Origin of the sequence: Kutzneria sp. 744 (assembly GCF_000568255.1) — a bacterium.
Taxonomy (GTDB): domain Bacteria; phylum Actinomycetota; class Actinomycetes; order Mycobacteriales; family Pseudonocardiaceae; genus Kutzneria.
Window position 1 is genome coordinate 3,865,293 of record NZ_KK037166.1, and the last position, 23,202, is coordinate 3,888,494.

Below are 23,202 nucleotides of genomic sequence, written 5' to 3' on the forward strand. Positions count from 1 at the left end.
CCGCTGGCCTGGCACCGTTCACCGGCAGTTCCGCCCGCGTTGGGGATCGGCGATTAACTTCCCGCCCATGAGTGACTCAAGTCGTCGCAGCTTCCTGCGTGGTGCTGGGCTCATCGGTGCGGGGGTGGCGGCGACCGGTGCGCTCGGCACTGTCTCCGCGTCCGCGGCCCCGTCATCGACGGCCGGCTGGTACCCCGATCCGAACGACCCACGCTTCACGCTCGTCGTCATGCCGGACACGCAGTACCTGTTCGACGAGGACCGCGGCGACGCCACGCCCTTGGACGCCTCGCTGCGCCACGTCCTCGACGGCGGTGCTGACAATGTTGTCTTCCTGTCGCACCTCGGCGACCTCACCGAACACGGCGAGGCCGGCGAAATCGCCCAGATCGGCCACTCGTTCCAGGCGCTCGACCGCAACCGCGTCGGCTACAGCGTGCTGGCCGGCAACCACGACGTGAACTCCTCAACCGACGACCAGCGCGGCAGCAGCCCGTGGCTGTCGACCTTCGGTCCGCAGCGGTTCCACAGTTCGCCGACATTCCGCGGTTCGTCCAAGGACGGCTACAACAGCTACCACCTGTTCCGGGGCGGCGGCCGCGACTGGCTCGTCCTCGCCCTGGACTGGCGGCTGTCCCCCGCCGGCTTCGACTGGGCCCGCACGGTCATCCGCCAGCACCCGAAGACCCCGGTCATCCTCACCACCCACGAACTCGCCTACGCCGACGACGCCGGCCAGGCTTCGCTGTCCGACTACGGGCAGCAGCTATGGGACCAGCTCATCAACGACAACGACCAGATCTTCCTCACCCTCAACGGCCACTTCTGGCCGCCCGGCCGGGCCGTGCTGCGCAACAGGGCCGGACACGACGTCCATGTGCACATCACCAACTACCAGGACCACTACTACGGCGGCAGCGCCATGATCCGGCTCTACCGCTTCGATCTGGCCCGCAACGTCATCGACGTTTCGACCATCTCGCCCTGGCTGCTCGACCAGAACTCCTCCCGGCTCAACAAGCTGGACCGCCGCGAGATCGAGCTCACCGGCCCCGTCAACCGCTTCACGCTCGACGTCGACTTCACTGCCCGGTTCAGCGGCTTCGCCCCCGTTCCCCCGCCTGTCTCCCGCCCGACGCGGGACGTCCTGGTCCCCGGCACCCTCGCCTACTGGCGGTTCGACAACGGTCCCGCCGCCGGCACGCCCTTCGCCGACGGTCTTGTGCAACGCGACCTCTCCGGCCACGGCAACGACCTCGTCCGAGTCACCATGCCCGGCAGTGGTCCGTCAGCTTTGACCTGGTCCGCCGACTTCCACCCCGGTGCCCCCGCGCACGGCAGCCTCCGCTTCGACGGCGGCAAGAACCCGGGCCACGGCGCCTACCTTCAGACCGTCGACGCCGCGCCTCTCAATGCCACCAACTTCCAACACGGCTACACCATCGAGGCGTTCGTCAAGGTCCCCGGCGACTTCAAGAACGGCCTGCACGCCTGGTGCGGCATCTTCTCCCGCCTGTGCCGCGGCCGCGACGCCGGCAAGACGGGCGACGATCCGCTCGAGCCCGCCGCCACCCTGGCCCTCTCCGACGGCGCCCAGTTCCAGTGGGCCGTCTTCCCTCTCAACCAGACCGGTATCTCCACCTGCTGGGGCCACGAGCTGCTCCTCGACCAGTGGTGGCACGTTGCTCTCGTCAACACTGGTCAACACTCGTCAATGTTCGTCAACGGTTGTCCAGTGTTGAGGAACCCCAAGACCCCGGCCACCGGCATCTCCGGCACCGGCAACTGGCTACTCGGCGCCTATGACTACGACCGCACCGTCGACCAGGGCTTTTACGGCTGGATCGGCGACGTCCGCGTCGTCGACCGCGCTCTGTCGGTCCACGAGTTCATGCTCCGCTGACCACCAGGTCGACTTCGCCGGCCGACACCAACTCGACCGGCGAAGTCGACTTCACACCAGCAGCGGCAGCAAGGCATGGCGTCGACGCACGACCGCGCCGAACCGGGCGTCAATACGCAGCCACGCGTCCGTCGCGGTCACCCGCACATTGCCCTCGAGGTCGCCAGATCCCAGGAACCCCATCCCGGACAGCGCGAACAGACAACGCAGCGGAATCTTGACGTCCAGCCCGCTGCCGCTCACGGTCAGCACCGTCTGGTCCAACAGCGACGCCGGCGGCGTCCCGTGCGGGCCGGAGTTCTCGCGCGCGACGGCCACGCCCTGGTCGGCCAGTTCCGTCATCACGGCTACCGGCAGATCGTCGACCTGCTTCCACCCCTCCGCCGGCGGCAGGGCACTGCGCCACATCAGATCTTTCGACGCGCCCGGATCCACCCGGTCGCCACGCAGGATCGCCAGGCCGGAGAGCAGCTCACTGCCCGCGACCGCCACGTCCGACGGCGTCGCCGAACCGGCAACGGTCCGGGTCGCCAGCACATCGAACGGCGTCGCGACCCACGCTTCGACCCGATCTTCGCCGCGGTTGCGCAGACGCACTACCCCTTGCTGGTCCAAGCGCACGGCCCGGGCCACGAACGCGCCGAGATCGTCGCGCTCCGACGTGTCAGCAAACACCAGCTCAGCCACGTGCGCCCCCAGAGTGCCAGCTCGCCAGGAAGTCCCGTTCGGAGTCCGTCAACCGCCGCGGCCTCGTTTCTTCAACGTCGTAGGCACAGATCAGCGTCTCCGCCGTCACCGCAACCGTCGACGAGCCGTTTCCACCACTGCGCACGGAGTAGTCCAACATGAACGACGACGCCCTCAGATCGCGCACCGACATCTCGATGTCGACCGATCCCCCGTCGAACACCAGCGGAACGCGGTAGTCCACCGCCAGTTTCACCACGACCATGCCGCGCGACATGTCGACGAGACCCTGCCGCGCCGCCTCGGTGAACACGAGAGCGACTCGTGCCTCTTCCAGAAGGGTGACCGTGTTCGCGTGGTTGACGTGCCCGTAAGCATCCATGTCGGACCACCGCGGTCGCACCTGCGCGACGAAGACACCCAACTACAACGCCTCCCTGGCTGATGCCCAGATTCAGTATTGGATCCTACCCAGCCAGCTCGGAGACCATTTCGCGGACAGCTGCCCGAACAGAACGGGACCCCGCCGGCGACGTTCGCCGGCGGGGCCCGTTGTCCGTCGACGTCAGCGGATCATGCTGCGCACCTGCCGCGCCGCCACCGACAGCGTCGCCAGGTCGAGCCGGCCGACCCGGCTGATCTCCTGGAGTGCCGCCCGGGCACGGCCGAGACGCGACGCGTTGGACTGCTCCCAGTTGGCGATCTTCACCTCGGGGCTCTCCCCGGGATCGCTGTGCCGGAGCACGTCGAGGGTGATCGCCCGCAGCGAGGAGTACAGATCGTCACGCAACGCCAGGCGGGCGAGCGCGTGCCAGCGGTTACCGCGTTCCAGGTCACTGACCGAGCTGAGCATCTGGTCGATGTTCAGGTGCTCCGACAGCGCGTAGTACAGCTCCGCCGTCTCCTGGTGCGTGCGCTCGACACCCAGCCCTTCGCGCTCCGCCAGCTCCGCGACCTCGCTGATGTCCAGCAGGCCGTACGTGTAGAGCAGTGCGGCGACGCGCTCCGCCAGGTCCTTGGGAGCGCCCTGGTCGACCAGCTGTTCCGCATGGCCGGCGACGATCTCCCGCTCGCGGCCACGCAGCAGCGACAGCGCCTGGGGCGCCAGCTCGGTCACCATCGTCGAGAAGCGATTGATCTCGGCGCCAACGGCCAGCGGCTGCGGCCGGTTGGACAGCAGCCACCGGGACGCGCGATCGAGCAGTCGGCGGGTCTCCAACATCAGCGAGTTCTGCAGATCCGTGGAGACCTTGTTGTCCAACTCGTCGATCTCGCGCCAGATCTGCGGCAACCCGAAGACGTTCGTCACGACCGCGTACGCCCGAACCGCGTCGGTCGAGCTCGCGCCGACCTCCTCGGCCAGCCGGAACGCGTACGAGATGCCGCCGCCGTCGACGACCTCGTTGACCAACAGCGTCGTGGTGATCTGCTTGCGTAGCGGGTGCGAGCCGATCGCGTTGCCGAACTGCTCACGCAGTTTGCTCGGGAAGTACTCCGGCAGCCTGCGCACGAACACGTCCGAGTCGGGCAGGTTGCTGGCCAGCACCTCGTCCTTGATCGCCAGCTTGACGTGCGCGAGCAGCGTCGCCAGCTCCGGCGAGGTCAGACCGTCGCCCGCCTTCTCCAGCGCCTTGAACTGCATGCTCGACGGCAGAGCCTCCAGGTGGCGGTCCAGACCGTGGTTCGCCTCCAGGTCGGCGACCAACCGCGCGTGCACCGACAGCATCGGCGCCGCGTGCGCCCGGCTGACCCCCAGCACGGCGTTCTGCCAGTAGTTGTCGCGCAGCACCAGCATGCCGACCTCGTCGGTCATCTCGGCCAGCAGCTCGTTGCGGTGCTCACGGTCCAGCTGTCCCTCGGTGACGAGGTGATCCAGCAGGATCTTGATGTTGACCTCGTGGTCGGAGCAGTCGACGCCGGCCGAGTTGTCCAACGCGTCGGTGTTGACCCGCCCGCCCGCACGGGCGAACTCGATCCGGCCACGCTGCGTCAACCCCAGGTTGCCGCCCTCACCGATGACCTTCACCCGCAGGTCGGCGCCGTCAACGCGGACCGCGTCGTTCGCCTTGTCGCCGACCTCCGCGTGTGACTCGGTCGCCGACTTCACGTACGTGCCGATGCCGCCGTTCCACAGCAGGTCGACCGGCGCCAGGAAGATCTTCTTGATCAGATCGGTCGGGGCCATGTGGTCGACGTCGCCGTCGATGCCCAGTGCCTCCTTGACCTGCGGGCTCAGCGGGATCGACTTGGCCGTCCGCGGCCACACGCCACCGCCGTCGCTGATCAGGCTGCGGTCGTAGTCGTCCCACGACGAGCGCGGCAGCTCGAACAGGCGCTTCCGCTCGGCGAACGACGGCGCCGCCACCGGGCTCGGGTCGAGGAACACGTGCCGGTGGTCGAACGCGGCGACCAGCCGGATGTGCTCGGAAAGCAGCATGCCGTTGCCGAACACGTCACCGGACATGTCGCCGACGCCGACGACCGTGAACTCCTGCGTCTGAGTGTCGACGTCCAGTTCCCGGAACGCCCGCTTGACGCTCTCCCACGCGCCCTTGGCGGTGATGCCCATCTGCTTGTGGTCGTAGCCGACCGACCCGCCGGAGGCGAACGCGTCGCCGAGCCAGAAGCCGTACTTGCCGGCGACCTCGTTGGCGATGTCCGAGAACGTCGCGGTGCCCTTGTCCGCCGCGACGACCAGATAGGTGTCGTCGCCGTCGTTCCGGACGACCTGCGGGGCGGGAACGACCGTGCCCGCGTCGAGGTTGTCCGTCAGGTCGAGCAGGCCCGAGATGAACATGCGGTAGCAGGTGATGCCCTCGGCCAGGAACGCCTCGCGGTCCAGGCCCGGGTCGCCCTTGGGAGCCGGCGGACGCTTCAACACGAAGCCGCCCTTGGCGCCGACCGGCACGATCACGGCGTTCTTCACCGCCTGCGCCTTGACCAGACCCAGAATCTCGGTGCGGAAGTCCTCCCGCCGGTCGGACCAGCGCAGGCCGCCTCGGGCGACCGGGCCGAACCGCAGGTGCACGCCCTCGAAGCGCGGCGAGTACACGAAGATTTCAAAGCGCGGCTTCGGGTCAGGCAGCTCCGGCAGCGAGCGGGAGTCCAGCTTGACCGCCAGGTACGGCCGCGCATCGCCATCGGCGTTGCGCACGAAGTAGTTCGTCCGCAGCGTCGCGTTGATCAGCGACAGCAGCTGGCGCAGGATCCGGTCCGCGTCGAGGCTGGTCACCTCGTCGATCAGCTCGGTGATCTCGGCCGTCAACGCCGTGACCACACCCGTGCGGGTGTCGTCCGACAGCGCCGGGTCGAAGCGCGACTCGAACAGCCGCACCAGTGCCTCGGCGACGTTCGTGTAGCGCAGGACCGCATCCTCGATGTAGTCCTGGCTGTACGGGATTCCCACCTGGCGCAGGTATTTCGCATACGCGCGGAGCACCGAGGCCTGCCGCCAGCCGAGTCCGGCGCGCAGCACGAGGGCGTTGAAGCTGTCGACCTCCGCCTCGTCGCGCCAGGCCGCCGCGAACGCGTCCTGGAACAGGACACGAACGGTGTCCAGGTTCTGCTTGGCGAGGCGGTCCAGCACGCCCTGCTCCATGCGCAGGCCGAAGTCGAAGATCCAGCACTGCGTGCCGTCCTCGCGCTGGATCTCGTACGGACGCTCGTCGACGACCTCGACGCCCATCCGCTGCAACACCGGCAGCACCTGCGACAGCGTCACCCGCGCGCCGGCCAGGTACAGCTTGAACCGCCGCTCCCCCGGCTCGGCGTCCGCCGGCAGGTAGAACGACATGTCCAGGTCACCCTCGGACAACCGCTGGATCCGGCGCAGGTCGGCAAGGCCTTCGGTGGCGGTGAAGTCTTCCTTGTAGCTCTCCGGGAAGGCCATCGCGAAGCGCTGGCCCTGCTCGGTGGCGGACTCCGCGCCGAGCTGGTTCGCCGAATCCGAGGCCTGCTCGGGCTCGTTGTGCTCGGACAGAATCGCGTCCGCCATGCGGTCGTCCCAGTTGCGGGTGGCTTCACCCAGCAGGGCCTGAATGCGAATGGAATTCGGTTCTGCCGCTTCGCTCGGCTCCGTGTGCACCATGAAGTGCACCCGGGCCAGCGGGCTCTCGCCGATCAGCGCGCTGTACTCGAGGTTCTTGCCCTGCAGTTCGGCGAGCAGGACCTCCTGCATCGCCAACCGCGACGTCGTCGTGTACCGGTCGCGCGGCAGATATACGAGGCACGAGTAGAACCGCCCGTACGGGTCACGCCGCAGGAACAGCCGCAGCCGACGGCGCTCGGCCAGGGCGAGCACACCGGTCGCGATGTCGTACAGCGTGTCCGCGTCGGTGGAGAACAGCTCGCTGCGCGGGTAGTTCTGAATGACCTCGAGCATCCGCTGGCCGGAGTACGACTCCAGCGGGAAGCCGGCGCGGTGGATGACGTTGCGGACCCGACGGCTGATCACCGGGATGTCCAGCACGTCCTCGTGCAGCGCCGACGTCGTGAAGACGCCGAGGAACCGGTGCTCGCCGCTGACATTGCCTTCGGCGTCGAACGTCTTCACGCCCACGTAGTACGGGTACATCGAGCGGTGCACCGCGGACGGCGCACTCGCCTGCGTCAACACCAGCAACTCCGGCGCCAGCGCCTGCGCAGCCGTGTCCGGTCCTGCGGTCAGGCTTCGCGCCGCCAGGCTGTCCTGGCGCAGCACGCCCAGGCCAGAAGCGAGAACCGCGCGCAACGCCGGCTCCTCGCCGCCCGCGGGGTCTTCGACGAGCTCGTACTGGCGGTAGCCGATGAAGGTGAAATGCCCCTCAGCCAGCCACCGCAACAGGCTCATGCCGTCGGCGACCTCCTCGGCGTCCAGCCTCGGCGGCGCCTGCTCCAGCTGGTCGGCCAGCTGGAGGGCCGTGCCCGCCATCTTGTCGGTGTCCTCGACGACCTCGCGGACGTCGTTGACCACCGAGATCAGCCGGTTCTCGAGCTCGCGGCCGCGCTCGGCGTCCGTGATGAGGTCGACCTCGATGTGCATCCACGACTCGGCGAGGGTGTCCGCCGGCGGCTCCCCCGGATCGGCCTCCGGCAGCACCTCGCGGAGCGCACCCGTCACGTCCCGGCGCACCACCACGATCGGGTGCACGACGCGGTGCACCTGGATCCCGCTGCGAATCAGCGCCGAGGAGATCGAGTCGACCAGGTAGGGCATGTCGTCGGTGACGATCTGCACGACCGTCACCGGGCACGTCCACCCGTCCTGGGACCGGGTCGGGTTGAGGATGCGGACCACCGGTCGGCCGGGGACACGGTTGTCCGCCAGCTGGTAGGTGGATCGCACCGCGCCGACCAGGTCGCCAGGGTCGTCGTCGATGACTTCCTCGGCGGGCACGTAGCGGTAGTAGAGGCGGATCAGTTCTGCGAGTTCCGGTGCGGCGGCGACTGCGCCGCCGATCAGCTCATCGCGTACCTGTTCGGGACTGTCCAGCCGGTCTTCGCGGCTCACGCCGGTACCGGCGGTCGCAGGGCGGGACGGGGCTCCAGTCGAGCTCATTTTCAGGCGGCTCCACGCTATCCGGCGCCTCGGTGCGCCGGGACCGTAGTCCACCCTAGATGGGTCACCGCACCGCAAACGCCCAGGGGTTGCAGCTGAATCGAACCTTGTGACGGGTGCCACCGACACGCATCCGGAGGTTACCGACGAGTTGGCTTTCGCCTGGTCAGCGTTCCGGCGGCGTCCACGTCCAGTCCGACCAGTCCCGTTCCGGCTCCACCGGGCGCGGATCATGATCGACCGCCGGCCGATCCTCCCGGTACGGCGACGGCGTCCAGTCGCCCAACCCGGACGTGTCGGGTCGCGGCGGCTGGTCGTCCTTGCCCGAAAGCACCCAATCAGACAACATCGGCGGTTCGGACGAAGCGCTCGGCACCTCGATCCGGTCGTCCGGCTCGGGTTGCCGGTGCCGCGAACCCGACCGTTCCGGCTGCCAGTCGTATTGGTCGACGGTCGATGGCTCCCGGTGAGGCCGCGCAGCAGGCGGTTCCTCCTCGAAGTGCGTGTGAACTGCGTGTTCTGTCGACTCGAAGGCAACCAGTGCCTCGGCCAAAAGGTCCGCCAACTCCGAACGCGGCCGTCGACCTCCGCTCACTGCGGGAGGCTCCTCGACCGATCGATCGGCCACCGACGCGTCAGCGTCGGCTCCAACCGTCGCCACTGCACCCTCCGGCGTGGAGGCACGTTCCGATTCACGCTCAACGCCACGGTCCCGCCCCAAGACCTCGCGCGGCAAGCCGGCATGCGTAGTGAACGGAACCGTACCGGCATCCGTCTGATCCCCGACTCCCGCTGGCTCAACCTCAGCAACAGCTGGCGTCTCGGTGGTCATAGCGGGAATTTCGACCTGTGCGGCCGGCGACGAGGGCGCTTGAACCTCCATGGGCTCAACAGCAGATGCCTGCTTGGCTGCGCGAGCCGAAGGAGGCTCAAGCCGCCACCGCCCCGAATCAGCCCGAAGTTCGTCGACGATCTCGCTGCGTTCGAATGACTCGGCACGGCGGCGCCGGCCCGTGGCGGCTGACTGCTCAGGCTGCGTCTTGGCGGCCTGCTCGACCGCAACCGGCGTCTCTGCTTCGGGCGGCTCCGGCGCACGACGTCGACCGCCAGTGCCAGCAGCGGCCAGCAATTCCACCAACGAGGCCAGATCCGGCCGGTTTGCCTCATCGTTGGCGTGCCGGGACTGCGGTGTCTTCCCTGACCCGGCTTCACGATCTTCAGCTCTACGCCGACCGCCAGTGGACTCAGCCTGCGGCGGCTCCGCCGTGGTCGAGGTCGACTCGGCAGCAGCTCGGAAAAACGCCGCCAAGGCACCAGGTGCTTGCGTCCGGTCGCGTTCCGAGGCTTTGGTCCCGTCCGAGAACATGTCCGCCGACTGCGACATGTCCACCGGGCTGGACGGCATTCCTACATTGCCCATCCGCCACCGGTCAGCTGCCTGAGCCCACGCGGACGACAATCCCGCAGGTTGTTCGTCAGCCCGCCTCACCCTGCGGCGGGGCAGGTCGTCCGACGGTGCGGGAGTCGGACGAAGCGCGGGATCGACCCGCTCAGCCGTGGTCTCCAGTGCTGACGCAGCTCCGCGACCACCCAGATCGACGGCTCCGCCCGTAGCGGCACTGCCGTGTCGCGCCTGCGACAGCGCTTGATCCGCTTCCGTCAGTAGTGCCTCGCCACCGCTTCCCGGGCGATATTCAGCAACCCCCGTCGTCATCGTCACGGCCAAGCGCGGCGACACGTCGGACCGGAGTTCCTCGGCCCACTGCTGCGCCTGGTCACGTGTCGTGTCCGGCAGAAGCACGGCCAGCTCGTCACCAGCGGTTCGGCCGACCGCCGCCTTGCCGGGAGCGACGTCGCGCACACGATCAGCGATCTTGCGCATGACCTGGTCGTCCACCGACGCCGTGCCGGCACCGTTCGTCGCGGCGACGTCTACATCCAGCAGTACCAAGGACAACGTGTGGTCGATATAGCCACCGTTGACGACTGCGTCCACCTGCCGGCGGAACCCACTGCGGTTCAACAGCCCGGTCACCGCGTCGGTGTCCAAAGCCGGCTCCGGCTTGGTCGCCCGCGGCTTGATCAAACTCGGGAGTTGTTCCTTGAGCCCCGAGCTCTCTCGGTGGGCGGCAGCGAACTCCTCCGCGAGCTTCGTTCGCACGGTGTACAGGGCAGCCGTCCGACGGCGCTCCGCCGCGTGCGCGGTCCGCAGACAGGTCAACGCTTCGGCGAGTTGACCCGCCATCTCGTGGACGTGCGACAACGCCAGCATGCTCTCCGAAAGCAGCGGGTCAAGCTGATGCCGTACGGCGCTATCGGCGACATCGAGCAACAGATCGTTCGCAATGCTCGTTCGGCCGGCCGGCAGATGCACCCGTGTCGCCAGCGCCAACTTGAGCCAGCCAACCGCAGCTGCGGACGGCGCCCGCACAGGTCGTTCGAGCAGCTCCTCAGCGGCCGCCGTCGCGTCCGTCAGCTGTTCGGAGTCCATCAGCGCGCAGACGAGTTCCAGCACCAGTCGGCTTGCAACGTACCCGGAATCAGCTTTCGCGCCGCCCACTTCAACGAGCAACGCCAAGCCATCACGCGCCGCTCCAACGGCGGCCTTCAGGTCGCCCCATCGACGGTGCTGCCGTGCCGCGGACGCACGAAGCAACGCCCTCGACAGCAACTTTGCTTCGGCGTCGAGGGCTGTGTCCTCACCGTAGAGCTGATCGGCCTGGTCCAGCGCGTCCGTGAGCTCCTTGCTCCGTCCGATCAACACCAGACAGTCTGTCAGCGCGACGAGCGCGGACGCCCGAACTTCCGCCGACACGCCCTCGGCCCGCAGAACCGGCTTGAGCACCCCGAACCCGGTCAGCGGCACTCCCGCAGCACGCGCACAGGCCGCCAGCTCGACGCGGAGGCGCCAACCGAGCTCGACATGGTTGCCGGCCTCTGCCGCCTTGAGAGCCGTAACCGCACGTTCGACCGCTTGGACGCCCTTGTCGAGTCGGTTGAGGGCAAACACCGTGAGGGTCTCCGCCCTCAACCGCTCCAACTCGTCCCGGCGCCCCATGGCAAGTGCGGATGCCCGCTCACTGAGCACCAGGCTCAGCTCCGGAGCCCGCCAACGCAGCTGCCAGGCGGGCACGCTGAGCGTGCCAACCTCCGCATCCGTCTGCGCCTCGCCACTGCCGGCCACGATCGATTGCCGCCTCAGTCTCGTGTCAGCTTCCGGTGGGTCACGCGATGCGGACGGGCCGCGTCAATACCCAGTCGGTCGACCTTGTTCGCCTCGTACCCCTCGAAGTTGCCCTCGAACCAGAACCACTTCGCCGGCTGCTCCTCGGTGCCTTCCCAGGCCAGGATGTGCGTTGCGACGCGGTCAAGGAACCACCGATCGTGGGAGATGACCACCGCGCAGCCGGGGAACTGCTCGAGGGCGTTCTCCAGCGAACCCAGCGTCTCGACGTCCAGGTCGTTGGTCGGCTCGTCGAGCAGGATCAGGTTGCCGCCCTGCTTGAGGGTCAACGCGAGGTTGAGGCGGTTGCGCTCGCCTCCGGACAGCACGCCCGACGGCTTCTGCTGGTCGGCGCCCTTGAAGCCGAAGGCGCTGACGTAGGCGCGCGACGGCATTTCCGTCTGACCCACCTGGATGTAGTCGAGACCTTCGGAAACGATCTCCCACACCGTCTTCTTCGGGTCGATGCCGGAGCGGTTCTGGTCGACGTAGGACAGCTTCACGGTCTCGCCGATCCGAACCGTGCCCGAATCCGGCTTCTCCAGACCCACGATGGTCTTGAACAGCGTGGTCTTGCCGACGCCGTTCGGTCCGATGACGCCGACGATGCCGTTGCGCGGCAGGTCGAAGGACAGACCCTCGATGAGAACGCGGTCGCCGAAGCCCTTACGCAGGTCGTTGGCCTCGACCACGACGCTGCCCAGACGCGGGCCGGGCGGGATCTGGATCTCTTCGAAGTCGAGCTTGCGGTTCTGCTCGGCCTCCGCGGCCATCTCCTCGTAGCGCTGAAGGCGGGCCTTCGACTTGGCCTGGCGGGCCTTGGCGCCGGACCGCACCCAGTCGAGCTCGTCCTTGAGGCGCTTCTGCAGCTTGACGTCCTTCTTGCCCTGGACGGCGAGCCGCTCGGCCTTCTTCTCCAGGTACGTGGAGTAGTTGCCCTCGTAACCGATCACTCGGCCACGGTCGACCTCCATGATCCACTCGGCCACGTTGTCGAGGAAGTAGCGATCGTGGGTGACGGCGAGGACGGCACCGGCGTACTGGGCGAGGTGCTGCTCGAGCCAGAGCACGCTCTCGGCGTCCAGATGGTTGGTGGGCTCGTCGAGGAGCAGCAGGTCGGGCTTGCTCAGCAGCAGCTTGCACAGCGCGACTCGGCGGCGCTCACCACCGGACAGCTGCGTCACGTTCGCATCGGGCGGCGGGCAACGGAGAGCGTCCATGGCCTGTTCGAGCTGGGAGTCGAGGTCCCACGCGTTGGCGTGGTCAAGCTCCTCCTGGAGCTTGCCCATCTCGTCCATGAGCTCTTCGGAGTAGTCCGTGGCCATGAGCTCGGCGATCTCGTTGAAGCGGTGAAGCTTCACCATGATGTCGCCGACGCCTTCCTCGACGTTGCCGAGGACGGTCTTCTCCTCGTTGAGCGGCGGCTCCTGGAGGAGGATGCCCACGGTGTAACCGGGGCTGAGGAAGGCCTCGCCGTTGCTCGGCTGGTCGAGACCGGCCATGATCTTGAGGACACTCGACTTGCCAGCGCCGTTCGGGCCGACGACACCGATCTTGGCGCCCGGGTAGAACGCGGTGGTGACGTCATCGAGGATGACCTTGTCCCCATGCGTCTTCCGCGCCTTTTTCATGGTGTAGATGTACTCGGCCATGGGCGCGATCGTAGAGTGACGAGGAGAGGACCAGAACCTCGGTAGCCACGAACGGGCGGGACGAGTCAGAGAAGTTGACGCGAACGTGGAACGTCCAGGATGTCCCGTACCGCCGTTCGGCCCATCTCACCTGCGGTGACGACCCGTCGGGCGAGGACGACGGACCGTGTCCACCTCGCACAGGGTGGCGGACCTCACTCTTGCTGACATCCCGGTCACGCAGGCGTGACCGGGATCAGGGGCAGCGGTGGCATGGGGGCCGCGATCGGCCGATGCGCCGACCTACCTCACACGGCGACTGCGGACAACGAAGGCGGCAACTGCTCGCCAGTGACCTGGTCGAGGTCGATCGACCGTAGGAACGGCGGGACGTCCTCGGGGCCGTTACGCCGGGCATCAGCCGTACAGAACGCAAGATTCGGTCCGATTGCCGTAGCGGCGACTTTGACCAGTGTTCGTTTCTCGCCTTCCTTCTCGTATTCCTCCACGCGAAGCTTGCCTGTGACGATGACAGGGTCGCCCTTCTTCAAGGATGCGGCAGCTCCAGTCGCGAGCCGCTTCCATCCGGACACCCACACGAAAAGCTTGTTCCCGTCAGTCCACCCACCCGCCTTCGCATCTGGATAGCGTTCGGTTGTGACTACACCGAAGCCGACAGAGGGACTTCCGTCCTGAGTCTGACGCAGAACGACATCCGTCGCGACGTTACCCACGACAGTCACTATTGTTTCGAACACTGACCCCATCCTTCGCGATAGACATCGGTCCACGAACTCCCACTACAGGCCGTCGACCACCGACGTCCCCACTGTGCACGCCAGCAGCGTGCGGCGAAAGTGGCCCAACCATCGCCTGTGGACAACTCAAGATCGAGAAAGGTTATCCACAGGTCGATCTTGAACTGGCTCGAGAATTGATTGCGCATGGTATATGCGACCACCGACACGAGGGTCAAATCAGGACAGTTGCAAAACCGCTCTCGGACGCTTAGCTTGAATGACAGCCGAACTCACGGGAGTAGCCCATGCAGGAGCCGTGGAACGTATCCGCACTGCTGACCAAAGCACTAAGTCTTACCGAAGGAGATCGAACCGACAGTGAACTCCTCGAGACGGTGCGAGATCTCGCTCGTCTGGAATCAACTGTGCGCGCAGCCCTGAGTCATTCCGTAGCAGTCGCGATCGCGCAGGGCGTCCACGAACGCACTGGCCACGCAACGGCCGCCGCGTTGCTCAGGAACGAGTGTCATCTCTCTGGCCGTGAAGCCAACGAGCTTGCGGTGTCCGCAATCCGGCTGCGCGAACAGCTGCCGTGCACGTTTGTTGCGTTGCAGTCCGGCGCGATCACTTGGGCCCATGCGACGACGCTTGTCCGTGCTGTGGATCGACTGGGCTTCGGCACAGTCCAAGGCATCGAGCACGACTGGATCGAGCTGATCGCCACCCGTACCAGTCCGGAGGCGCTGCAACGCGTCGTCCACACTCACTGCCTCGAACTGGTGGGTTATCCGTCGCGGGCGGCGTCAGAGCCCCAGGGCGCCGAGCTTCCGCCGGCACCCACAAACACCGCGGACACACAGACCGAAACCCACTCCAGCGCACCCGAAGCCGCAAGCCCCAGCACGGCACCGCAGGCTCATGGAAGCCACGACGTCGACAGTTCGGCACAACACGAAGGCGCGGAGGCCACAGCTCGTCCGCTACCGAGCGATCTCGGCGATCGTCACAGGGCCTCAGCACCTGAGCACAACGAAGGCCTGCAGCCGGCCATAGCCATCAGCCCGGACTGGCCAGATGCGTCAACATTGCCACTTTCGAGTGATGGCTCCTCGATTGCGCACGAGGACTCCGCCACCGACGGCAGCGGATGCATGCACCCGCGTTGCGCAGCCAAGGCGTCGCCCCGCGAGATCTCGTTCACAGTGCGCTGGCTCGACGGCGGCCAATCCACGCTTTTCGGCCGTGCTCTTGTCTGCGACGAACACACCACCGCTCTCATGAACTGCCCGGTCGACCGCATCCGGGTCGGTCATAGCAGCACGATCTGGACGATCGGCCCAGCTCCGGTGGCGGACGCCGCCTGAGCAACTGAGAGGTTGCTGTGAACAATCGCGGCTGAGGTGAATGTCGGTGAGGATGACGTCATGCGTGTCCTGGTCGTAGACGACGAACCCGCGGTCCGCGAGTCCATCAGTCGCAGCCTCCGGTTCGAGGGATATGAGGTCGAGCTCGCAGCAGACGGCGACTCGGCTCTCAAGTCCCAAGCGGCCAGGCCGTCGGACGCACTCGTGCTCGACGTGATGATGCCAGTGATCGACGGGCTCGAAACGTGTCGGCGGCTACGGGCGACCGGGGACCGAGTGCCGGTCCTGATGCTGACCGCGCGCCGCGCCATCGGCGACCGTGTGGCCGGCCTCGACGCGGGAGCTGACGACTATCTCGTCAAACCATTCGCGCTGGAGGAACTGCTTGCCAGGCTGAGGGCGCTGCTCCGGCGCACCGACACCGGCGGAAGCGAGAAACTCGCCTTCGGCGACCTTGAACTGAACGTCACCGCGCGCACGGTGCTCAGGGCCGAACGCTTGATCGAGCTCACCCGCACCGAATTCGACCTTCTCGAACTGCTTCTGCGGCATCCACGGCGTGTGTTGTCTCGGTCGGTGTTGTTCACCGAGGTCTGGGGTTACGACTTCGGCACGGGCTCCAACAGCCTGGACGTGTACATCGGCTACCTGCGCCGGAAGCTGGAAGCGCATGGCGAGGCACGCCTCGTGCACACTGTTCGCGGAGTCGGCTATGTCCTCAAGGAGTCGGAGACCTCGTGAAAGGACGACGACCGTCGCTACGCCGGCGCCTCGGCGTCGTGTCGGCGGCTGCGGTCGCAGTCGCCGTGATCGGTGTTTCCGTCGCCGCCTGGCTGCTTCTCCGCGACCAGCTCAGCAACGTGGTAAACGAGCGACTCGATCGGCAGGTGGTCTTCGCGGTGAAGATCGACTCCGCCGGCATGCGGTCCACCGTGCAGAGCGGTGGTCCCGACACACCGCTGTATCAGACGGTTTTCCCGGACGGATCATCTTTGACGCCCGTCGGACAGGCCTCGATCCCGGTCTCGCCCGCTGACCGCCAAGTCGCCCGGCGCGAACTTTACGACACGACCGAAGACGTCAAGATCAACGGCACGTCGTACCGCGTTCTCACTCGCTGGATTCGCACGAAGCAGACCGGCCCAAACGGACACGCGGTTCAGATCGCCATCGATCTGAGCGAGATGAACGGAACGCTGGCCAGCTTTGGTTTGGTGCTCGCCCTGACGGGCGGTGTCGGCATCGCGGCAGCCGGCGTGCTGAGCTACTGGCTTACGCGTGCGGGTCTTCGGCCGGTGAATCGGGTGGTCGCGGCCGCTGAACACGTTGCCAGCACACAGGATCTCAGCGCCGCGGTGTCGGTCGATCAACGAGATCCCGACGAGGTCACGCGTGTCGCGGAGAGCATGAACTCGATGCTCAACGCGCTGGGCGCCTCACGCGATGCTCAGCGCCAGCTTGTGGAGGATGCAAGCCACGAGTTGGCCACGCCGCTGACGAGCCTGCGCACAAACGTCGACCTGCTACTGCGCGCCGAGAATCATCCGGAGCGGCGACTGGAGTCTGCGGACAAGCAGCGGCTGCTCCAAGACGTGCAGGCCCAGATGCGCGAGCTTGATCATCTGATCGACGAAGTCGTGGAGCTGGCGCGGGATCCACGATCGGGGGAAGAAGTCGAGGAGATCGACCTGGCCGAGGTCGTGCGGTCCGCTATGACTCGCGCGAGGGCCAGGACGCCGCAGGTCGACTTCACGCTGATGGAGACTCCAGCGATGGTGAGAGGGCAGGCGAACGCTCTCGAGCGCGCGGTTCTGAACCTGTTGGACAACGCAGCCAAGTGGGGGCCTCCAGGACTTCCGGTGGAGGTACTGGTGCGGCAGTGGGGCGCCAGTGTGGAGGTCAAGGTCGCGGATCGTGGTCCAGGGATCGCGGAGGACGACCTAGAGCGGGTCTTCGAGCGGTTCCACCGGACGAAGGAGGCCCGACAGATGCCGGGGTCAGGGCTTGGGCTGGCGATCGTCAGGCAGGTCGTACAGGGGCACGGTGGTCGGGCGTGGATGAGCCGACGGGACGGCGGCGGCACCGAGGCGTGGATCCAACTTCCGCAGGCGGGCCGACTGCGCCCGCTCTATGAATAATAACTCATTGCGTGAGTGAGTCCACACTCATAAGCTGGTGGCATGTCCACCGAGTCACCCCCACGCCGTCGGCGCGCTCCTGCTATGAGCACGGAGGACCGACAGGAGGCCATCGCCCTGGCGGCGATCCCCCTGCTGGCCGAGCACGGCACGCATGTCACCACCGGGCAGATCGCCAAGGCGGCGGGGATCGCGGAGGGCACGATCTTCCGGGTTTTCAAGGACAAGCAGGAGTTGCTGGACTTCTGTGTGCTGAGGGCGTTTCGGACGCGGGAACTGGTTGAGCGGATCGACGCGATCTCGGTGGACCAGCCGCTGACGAGCCGGCTGATCGAGGCAATGACGATGATCGACGAGATGGCGGCCCGGCTGGGGGCGCTGATGCACACGCTGGGCGCCACCGGCTATCGGCCGAACGAAGACCACAAGAAGGACGATGCGTCGGGCAAGGACGCGAAGCCGCCGATGATGGACGAGTTCGAGCGGACGACCACGGCGATCTCGGCGCTGTTGTCGTCGGGCCAGGAACAGCTGCGGCTGCCGGCCGACCGGGCGGCGGGCTATCTGATCGGCCTGACCTTCATGACGAGGATGCAGGCGATGCGGACGGCACAGTTCGATCAGAAGGAACCTGAGTCGTTCGTGGCGGAAATCGTCGATCTCTTCACGAACGGAGCCGTTGCCGTCCAGGCCAAGCGAGGGGGGAAGGACCCGCGATGACCGAAGTGATGATCGAAGCGAGAAACGTGAGCAAGGCGTTCGGCGCCGTGAAGGCGCTGGAAGACGTGAGCATCTCGGTGCCGAGGGGGACGGTGCTTGGACTTCTGGGCCACAACGGAGCCGGCAAGACGACGTTGGTGAACGTGCTGACGACTCTGCTCAAGCCGACCTCGGGGTCGGCGTCGGTGGCGGGGCTGGACGTGGTGAGCCAGGGCGACCAGGTGCGTGGGCGGATTGGCCTGACAGGGCAGTTCGCGTCGGTCGACGAGAACATGTCCGGTCTCGACAACCTCGTGCTGATCGCAAGGTTGTTGGGGGCAACCAAGAAGCAGGCGACGGCGCGTGCAAGTGACCTGTTGGAGACGTTCGACCTGATGGAGGCGAAGGACCGGACGGCGAAGACGTACTCGGGCGGTATGCGGCGACGGCTGGACCTGGCGGCGAGCCTGGTGGGTCGGCCGGACGTCATCTTCCTGGACGAACCGACGACGGGCCTCGACCCGCTGAGCCGGATCGGCTTGTGGGAGATCGTCGAGGGCCTGGTGGGCGACGGGACCACGGTGCTGCTGACCACGCAGTACCTGGAGGAAGCGGACCGACTGGCCGACTCCATCACGGTGCTGTCCAAGGGAAAGGTGGTCGCGTCCGGCACGGCGGCGGAGCTCAAGGCGGGCGTCGGCAAGCGCACGGTGAGCGTGGTTCTGGCCGAGCCGGAGGATGCGGCGACAGCGTTGAACGCGTTGTCCCAGGCTGGACTGCATCCAGTTCACGACAAGGCGCGGCATTCGGTCTCGACGCCGGTGGAGAAGTCGACCGACCTGGCGACCGTGGTGCGGGCGCTCGACGAAGTGGGGGTCGAGGTGGGCGAACTGGCGCTCACCGAGCCGACGCTCGACGACGTGTATCTGGCCGTCAACACCGAAGCCCCGGCCGCCTGAGCCGGATGAGGGGGAAAATCCCATGACCACGACAGTTCAAGCCACGACGCCGACGGACGAGGCACCTCGGCGTGGCGACCTGGGCTGGCACGGCAGCAGCTTCGCCACGCAAGTGTGGGTCCTCACGCAGAGATCGCTCAACAGTTTCCTGCGCGACCCGAGAATGCTGTTCTTCAGCCTGCTGCAGCCGCTGGTGATGTTGTTGCTGTTCAGCCAGGTCTTCGGCGGGATCAGCAAGCTCGGCAGCCTGCACCAGTGGGGCTCGTACATCAACTACCTGCTGCCGTCGACTCTGGTGACGACGGCAATGACCTCGGCGATGAGCTCCGGGGTGGGTCTGCTGACCGAGATGTCGAACGGGGTGATCGCGAGGTTCCGGTCGATGCCGGTCAGCCTGTTCTCGGTGCTGCTAGCGCGGAGCCTGTCGGATACGGTGCGGATGGCGATCCAACTGATCGTCATGTTGATCGCCGCGGCGCTGCTGTTCGGCTTCACGCCGGCCGGCGGCATGATGGGTGTGGCGGCAGCTCTGCTGGTGTCGCTGGTCGTTGGCTGGGGCCTGGGCTGGCTCTTCCTGGCGATCGCGACGTGGGTGAAGAAGGCCGAGACCATGCAGGCGGTCGCGTTCCTGACGATGTTCCCGCTGATGTTCGGCTCGAGCGCCTACATGCCGGTGTCGACGATGCCGGGCTGGGTGCAGGTGATCGCCAACATCAACCCGTTGAGCTACGCGATCTTCGCTTCGCGCGGGCTGGCGACGACCATCTGGGAAGCGAACCCGGCATACACGTTGTTCGCGTCGTTGGCTATCTCCGGAGTGATCGCGTTGGTCGGCGGGTTCATCGCGACGCGAAACTTCCGTCGGACGAACTGAACTGAGCGCGAACGACCCCGTCGGCGATGGTGTGCCGGCGGGGTCATTCGCATTTCCGACGAAAGCACGGATTTGTGGTGGTGGTCAGGTCTTGCCCGGACGCCCTGGTTGAGCAGTGAAGTCCGGGAGCGAGGAGTCAGCGAGGCTGCAGGTGGATGGTTACTCGGACTTGGTGGGGCCGCCGCCCTCGCTGAGCTGCTGGAGCATTGCGTTGTAGGCGTTGAGGTCGGCGTCGCCGTCGGAGTCGGCGCGTCGGTCAGATCGGCGGGCGGCACGCTCATCGGTGCGGGCCCACTGGGCGAGAAGGGCGAGCATGACAACCAGGAGGGGGATCTCACCTGCGGCCCAGGCGATGCCGCCGCCGAGATGCTGGTCGGAGAGCTCGTTGGTCACCCAAGGCAGAGACAGCGATCGGTAGAAGTTCTGTCCGATCACGGTCTGCATGCTCATGAGGATGACGCCGAAGAAGGCGTGGAAGGGCATGGAGGCGAAGACCATGCCCAGGCGCCCGAGGGGAGGCAGGCGGCGAGGGGTGGGGTCGATGCCGATGACGGGCCAGTAGAAGAGGTAGCCGACCAGGAGGAAGTGGGCGTTCATCACGAGGTGCGCCCAGTGGTAGTTGAGGGCGGCGTCGAACAGGCCGGAGAAGTACAGGCCGTAGAAGGAACCGACGAACAGCACCAGGGCGACGACAGGGTGGGTGAGGACGCGGGCGATCGGCGAGTGAACGGCGGCGAGCAGCCACTCACGAGGTCCGGGCGCACGGTCCTTGCCGGCGGTGGGCAAGGCCCGAAGGGCAAGGGTGACGGGACCGCCGAGGGCAAGCAATGGCGGGGCGAGCATGTTGAGCATCATGTGCTCGCCCATGTGCACGCTGAACATGGCGGTGGCGTAGCGGCCGATGCCGGACGAGGTGGCCAAGAGAATGGCGGCGCAGCCACCGACCCAGGCGACGGTGCGGCCGACGGGCCACTGGTCGCCACGCTTGCGCAGTCGTCGAACACCGAGCAGGTAGACGACGATGCCGAGGATGGCGGCGGTGCCATACACGAGGTCGAAGCGCCAGTCGAAGAGCAGCCGGAACACAGTGGGCGGGCCGGCGAGCGGGTAGCCGATGAGCCGCTCGACGTCGCCGACGGCGCTGTAGACGTCCTGCGGCGGTGGGGTCCGGGCCAACGCGGAGGCGACGCCGAGGGTGACGAACATGATCAGCACCTCGACACCGGCGAGCCGGACGAGGGCACGGCCCGAGCCGGTGGCGACGACGGCCTTGACACCACGTTCCCGTTGGAAGTAGCCGATGACGCCGAGCACGGCGAGCAGGGCGATCTTGGCCAGGACGAGCAGCCCGTATGAGGTGGTGAACAGGTCGGTGACGGGCAGCCGGACCAGGGCGTTGATGACGCCGGAGGCGGCCATGATGATCCAGCAGACCAGGGCGACCTTGGAGAAGCGGCTGGTGGCGAGGCCCAGGTCGGCGCCGCGGCGGCGGGCGTGGGCGAGCAACGCGACGAGCCCGCCGATCCAGATGGCGGCGGCGATCAGGTGGTACAGCAGGCTGTTAGTGGCGAGGTCGTGGGAGCCACCGGCGGAGGAGTGCCCACTGGCGGCGACGGGGACGAGGCCGATCAGGGCGACGAAGAACAGGCTGGCGGTCCAACCCCACGACAGCACGAAGAAGCAGCCGAGTGCCAGCACGAAGACGATGACGGCGGTGATGACCCAGGCCTCGGCCTGTTCGACGATGTTGATGCTGCTGAACAGGACGCTGGGGTTGAGCATGAAATTGATCGGCTTGCCCTCGGCATCGGCGAGGGTGAAGGGCACCTCGAGCAGGGCGCCGACGCACCAGACGACGGCGGACCAGCCGGCGGTGCGAAGGGCGGCGTAGCCGTCGACGGCGAGGCGGCCGGCACGCTGCGGTGAGGTGAGGAAGGCGGCGAAGAGCAGGGCGCCGACGCACACGGTCGAAGCGGCCTCGGTCAGGACGCGCACGACGGTGATGCCGTAGCGGGTGATCGCGCCGGGATCGGGCAGCCCCAGGTTCGTGTACAGCAGCTCGCTACCGGAGAACAGCGTCAGCACGGCCGCGACCAGCGCGGCGATGACGGTACTGATCAACAGCAGCGGGAGCATGCCGGCGGGTCGGCGAACCAGTGCGCTGGGCGTGGGCCCGGCGGTCACGACGTCTTCGGCCACGTACTTGAGGGTAGGCCGCGACGCAGCTCACATCGTCGGCGCACCGACTGCCGGTGGTGCGCATTCCCGACGACGGGCACGAATCACGACAAGCACGGCGGGCACGATCAGCGCCGCGATGACGGCGGCGGCGCCGAGCGCGAAGCCGAGGCCGCTCCACTGGGCCAGCTGACCGAGCAGCGGCGGACCGCCGAGAAAGCCGGCGTAGGCGATAGTGGTGACGAAGCCGATCTCGCGCTCACCGCCGGTGCCGTCGGCCCGGCGACCGGCGGCGCCGGCGAGGCTCATGGTGACGGGGAACGAGTAGGCGAGCCCGACTCCGGCGAAGGCGAAACCGATGTACGCGACGCCGGGAACGGGAATCGTGACGGCAGCGAGAAGTCCGACGGCGGCGAGAAATGCGCCGAAACCGAGCATTCGGTACGGCCCCCAGCGGCGCTCCACCCGTTCACCGGAGAAGCGGGTCAACGCCATCGCTATGGAGAAGACCGAATAGCCGGCGGCGGCGAGGGAGTCGGGCACGCCGCGTTCCCGGACGAGGAACAGCGCGGACCAATCGGCCGAGGCGCCCTCGGCGACGGCGGAGAACAGGGCGATCAGAGCCAGCAGCCAGAGCACGGGCCGCCGCATGGGCGACGGACCGGCGGCAACGACGCCACCCGAGCGGGTACGGGACCGCTCCCCTGCCTCAGCGGGCAGCGAAGTGACGATGACCGCGACGGCGACGACGCCGAGCACCGCGAGGATCGTGAACTGACGTAACGGGCTCCACGCCAGGGCGGCGGAGAACGCGGCGGCGAGGGAGCCGGCCAGACCGCCGACGCTGAACCCGGCGTGGAAAACGGGCATGAGCGGACGGTCGAGCAGCCGGGTGACGGTGACCGCGGCGATGTTCATGGAGACGTCGAGGGTGCCGACGGTCAGCCCGAGGGCGAACAGCACGAGGCCGAGTTGCAGCGGCGAAGTGGTCAGGCCGAGCACGGGCAGCACGACGAAGCCCGTGACGCAGCCGAGCACCATGACGGCACGCGAACCGTAGGCGGCGCAGAGCCGTCCGGCGATCGGCGCGGCGACGATGAGCCCGACGCTGACGCCGAACAGCGACAACCCGAGCCCGGCCGGGGTGGCGCCGACCTGCGCGGCCAGCGCCGGCACGCGTGCGGCCCATGAACCGAACACGACTCCGTTGAGCACGAACACGATGAAGACAGCGGTGCTCTTGGCCAGCATTCGTACCCCCTTCGACTGG

Annotated in this window: 15 protein-coding genes; 7 read left to right on the top strand and 8 right to left on the bottom strand. The window is 67.2% G+C overall.

What is annotated here, in order from left to right; all coding sequences use genetic code 11:
* Nucleotides 1–67 precede the first annotated feature (67 nt).
* Complete coding sequence (locus KUTG_RS17270; RefSeq protein ID WP_043718100.1) at nt 68–1,903, top strand: LamG-like jellyroll fold domain-containing protein; 1,836 nt, start codon at nt 68–70, stop codon at nt 1,901–1,903.
* Between the two features lie 51 nt (nt 1,904–1,954).
* Here KUTG_RS17270 and KUTG_RS17275 read toward each other — a convergent pair whose 3' ends face one another.
* From KUTG_RS17275 to ssb, 6 genes are all read right to left on the bottom strand, one after another.
* Nucleotides 1,955–2,590, bottom strand: coding sequence for a hypothetical protein (locus KUTG_RS17275; protein ID WP_043718102.1), 636 nt, complete (start codon nt 2,588–2,590; stop codon nt 1,955–1,957).
* Complete coding sequence (locus KUTG_RS17280) at nt 2,583–3,014, bottom strand: acyl-CoA thioesterase (protein ID WP_043718107.1); 432 nt, start codon at nt 3,012–3,014, stop codon at nt 2,583–2,585. Before KUTG_RS17280 ends, KUTG_RS17275 begins: the two co-directional genes overlap by 8 nt.
* A 141-nt stretch (nt 3,015–3,155) precedes the next feature.
* Nucleotides 3,156–8,126 carry an NAD-glutamate dehydrogenase gene (locus KUTG_RS17285; RefSeq protein ID WP_043718112.1) on the bottom strand — a complete coding sequence of 1,657 codons (4,971 nt, stop codon included), beginning with the start codon at nt 8,124–8,126 and terminating at the stop codon, nt 3,156–3,158.
* Between the two features lie 166 nt (nt 8,127–8,292).
* Nucleotides 8,293–11,310 (bottom strand): diguanylate cyclase domain-containing protein, encoded by a 3,018-nt coding sequence (locus tag KUTG_RS17290; protein WP_043718114.1) that lies wholly within the window; start codon nt 11,308–11,310, stop codon nt 8,293–8,295.
* A 14-nt stretch (nt 11,311–11,324) separates the two neighbouring features.
* Nucleotides 11,325–13,001 carry an energy-dependent translational throttle protein EttA gene (ettA, locus tag KUTG_RS17295; protein WP_043718115.1) on the bottom strand — a complete coding sequence of 559 codons (1,677 nt, stop codon included), beginning with the start codon at nt 12,999–13,001 and terminating at the stop codon, nt 11,325–11,327.
* Between the two features lie 287 nt (nt 13,002–13,288).
* Entirely contained in the window at nt 13,289–13,738 is a 450-nt protein-coding gene (ssb, locus tag KUTG_RS56385) for a single-stranded DNA-binding protein (protein ID WP_198047208.1), read from the bottom strand.
* A 287-nt stretch (nt 13,739–14,025) separates the two neighbouring features.
* Here ssb and KUTG_RS58550 point away from each other — a divergent pair, with 287 nt between their 5' ends.
* From KUTG_RS58550 to KUTG_RS17320, 6 genes are all read left to right on the top strand, one after another.
* Nucleotides 14,026–15,084, top strand: coding sequence for a DUF222 domain-containing protein (locus KUTG_RS58550; RefSeq protein ID WP_157494590.1), 1,059 nt, complete (start codon nt 14,026–14,028; stop codon nt 15,082–15,084).
* A 60-nt stretch (nt 15,085–15,144) separates the two neighbouring features.
* Nucleotides 15,145–15,825, top strand: coding sequence for a response regulator transcription factor (locus KUTG_RS17300; protein WP_043729693.1), 681 nt, complete (start codon nt 15,145–15,147; stop codon nt 15,823–15,825).
* Nucleotides 15,822–17,222, top strand: a complete 1,401-nt coding sequence (locus KUTG_RS17305) for a HAMP domain-containing sensor histidine kinase (protein ID WP_043718118.1) — start codon at nt 15,822–15,824, stop codon at nt 17,220–17,222. The genes KUTG_RS17300 and KUTG_RS17305 overlap by 4 nt, the downstream gene beginning before the upstream one ends.
* Nucleotides 17,223–17,306: 84 nt before the next feature.
* On the top strand, nt 17,307–17,942 hold the full coding sequence (locus KUTG_RS17310; RefSeq protein WP_052394774.1) for a TetR/AcrR family transcriptional regulator: 636 nt from the start codon (nt 17,307–17,309) through the stop codon (nt 17,940–17,942).
* Nucleotides 17,939–18,880, top strand: a complete 942-nt coding sequence (locus KUTG_RS17315; RefSeq protein WP_043718119.1) for a daunorubicin resistance protein DrrA family ABC transporter ATP-binding protein — start codon at nt 17,939–17,941, stop codon at nt 18,878–18,880. Before KUTG_RS17310 ends, KUTG_RS17315 begins: the two co-directional genes overlap by 4 nt.
* A gap of 22 nt (nt 18,881–18,902) precedes the next feature.
* Nucleotides 18,903–19,754 (top strand): ABC transporter permease, encoded by an 852-nt coding sequence (locus KUTG_RS17320; RefSeq protein WP_084579422.1) that lies wholly within the window; start codon nt 18,903–18,905, stop codon nt 19,752–19,754.
* A gap of 159 nt (nt 19,755–19,913) precedes the next feature.
* On the opposite strand, the gene KUTG_RS17325 is transcribed toward KUTG_RS17320, so the two are convergent.
* Nucleotides 19,914–21,890, bottom strand: a complete 1,977-nt coding sequence (locus tag KUTG_RS17325; RefSeq protein WP_052396605.1) for a bifunctional copper resistance protein CopD/cytochrome c oxidase assembly protein — start codon at nt 21,888–21,890, stop codon at nt 19,914–19,916.
* 90 nt (nt 21,891–21,980) lie between these two features.
* Entirely contained in the window at nt 21,981–23,183 is a 1,203-nt protein-coding gene (locus tag KUTG_RS17330; RefSeq protein ID WP_043718121.1) for an MFS transporter, read from the bottom strand.
* Between the last annotated feature and the right edge of the window lie 19 nt (nt 23,184–23,202).

What these genes read in the sequence shown, in the direction of transcription:
- KUTG_RS17310 (WP_052394774.1), top strand. Translation starts at nt 17,307, where the DNA reads ATGAGCACGGAGGACCGACAGGAGGCCATCGCCCTGGCGGCGATCCCC.
- KUTG_RS58550 (WP_157494590.1), top strand. Translation starts at nt 14,026, where the DNA reads ATGCAGGAGCCGTGGAACGTATCCGCACTGCTGACCAAAGCACTAAGT.
- KUTG_RS17320 (WP_084579422.1), top strand. Translation starts at nt 18,903, where the DNA reads ATGACCACGACAGTTCAAGCCACGACGCCGACGGACGAGGCACCTCGG.
- KUTG_RS17285 (WP_043718112.1), bottom strand. Translation starts at nt 8,126, where the DNA reads ATGAGCTCGACTGGAGCCCCGTCCCGCCCTGCGACCGCCGGTACCGGC.
- ettA (WP_043718115.1), bottom strand. Translation starts at nt 13,001, where the DNA reads ATGGCCGAGTACATCTACACCATGAAAAAGGCGCGGAAGACGCATGGG.
- KUTG_RS17270 (WP_043718100.1), top strand. Translation starts at nt 68, where the DNA reads ATGAGTGACTCAAGTCGTCGCAGCTTCCTGCGTGGTGCTGGGCTCATC.
- KUTG_RS17300 (WP_043729693.1), top strand. Translation starts at nt 15,145, where the DNA reads ATGCGTGTCCTGGTCGTAGACGACGAACCCGCGGTCCGCGAGTCCATC.
- KUTG_RS17325 (WP_052396605.1), bottom strand. Translation starts at nt 21,890, where the DNA reads ATGCTCCCGCTGCTGTTGATCAGTACCGTCATCGCCGCGCTGGTCGCG.
- KUTG_RS17330 (WP_043718121.1), bottom strand. Translation starts at nt 23,183, where the DNA reads ATGCTGGCCAAGAGCACCGCTGTCTTCATCGTGTTCGTGCTCAACGGA.
- KUTG_RS17315 (WP_043718119.1), top strand. Translation starts at nt 17,939, where the DNA reads ATGACCGAAGTGATGATCGAAGCGAGAAACGTGAGCAAGGCGTTCGGC.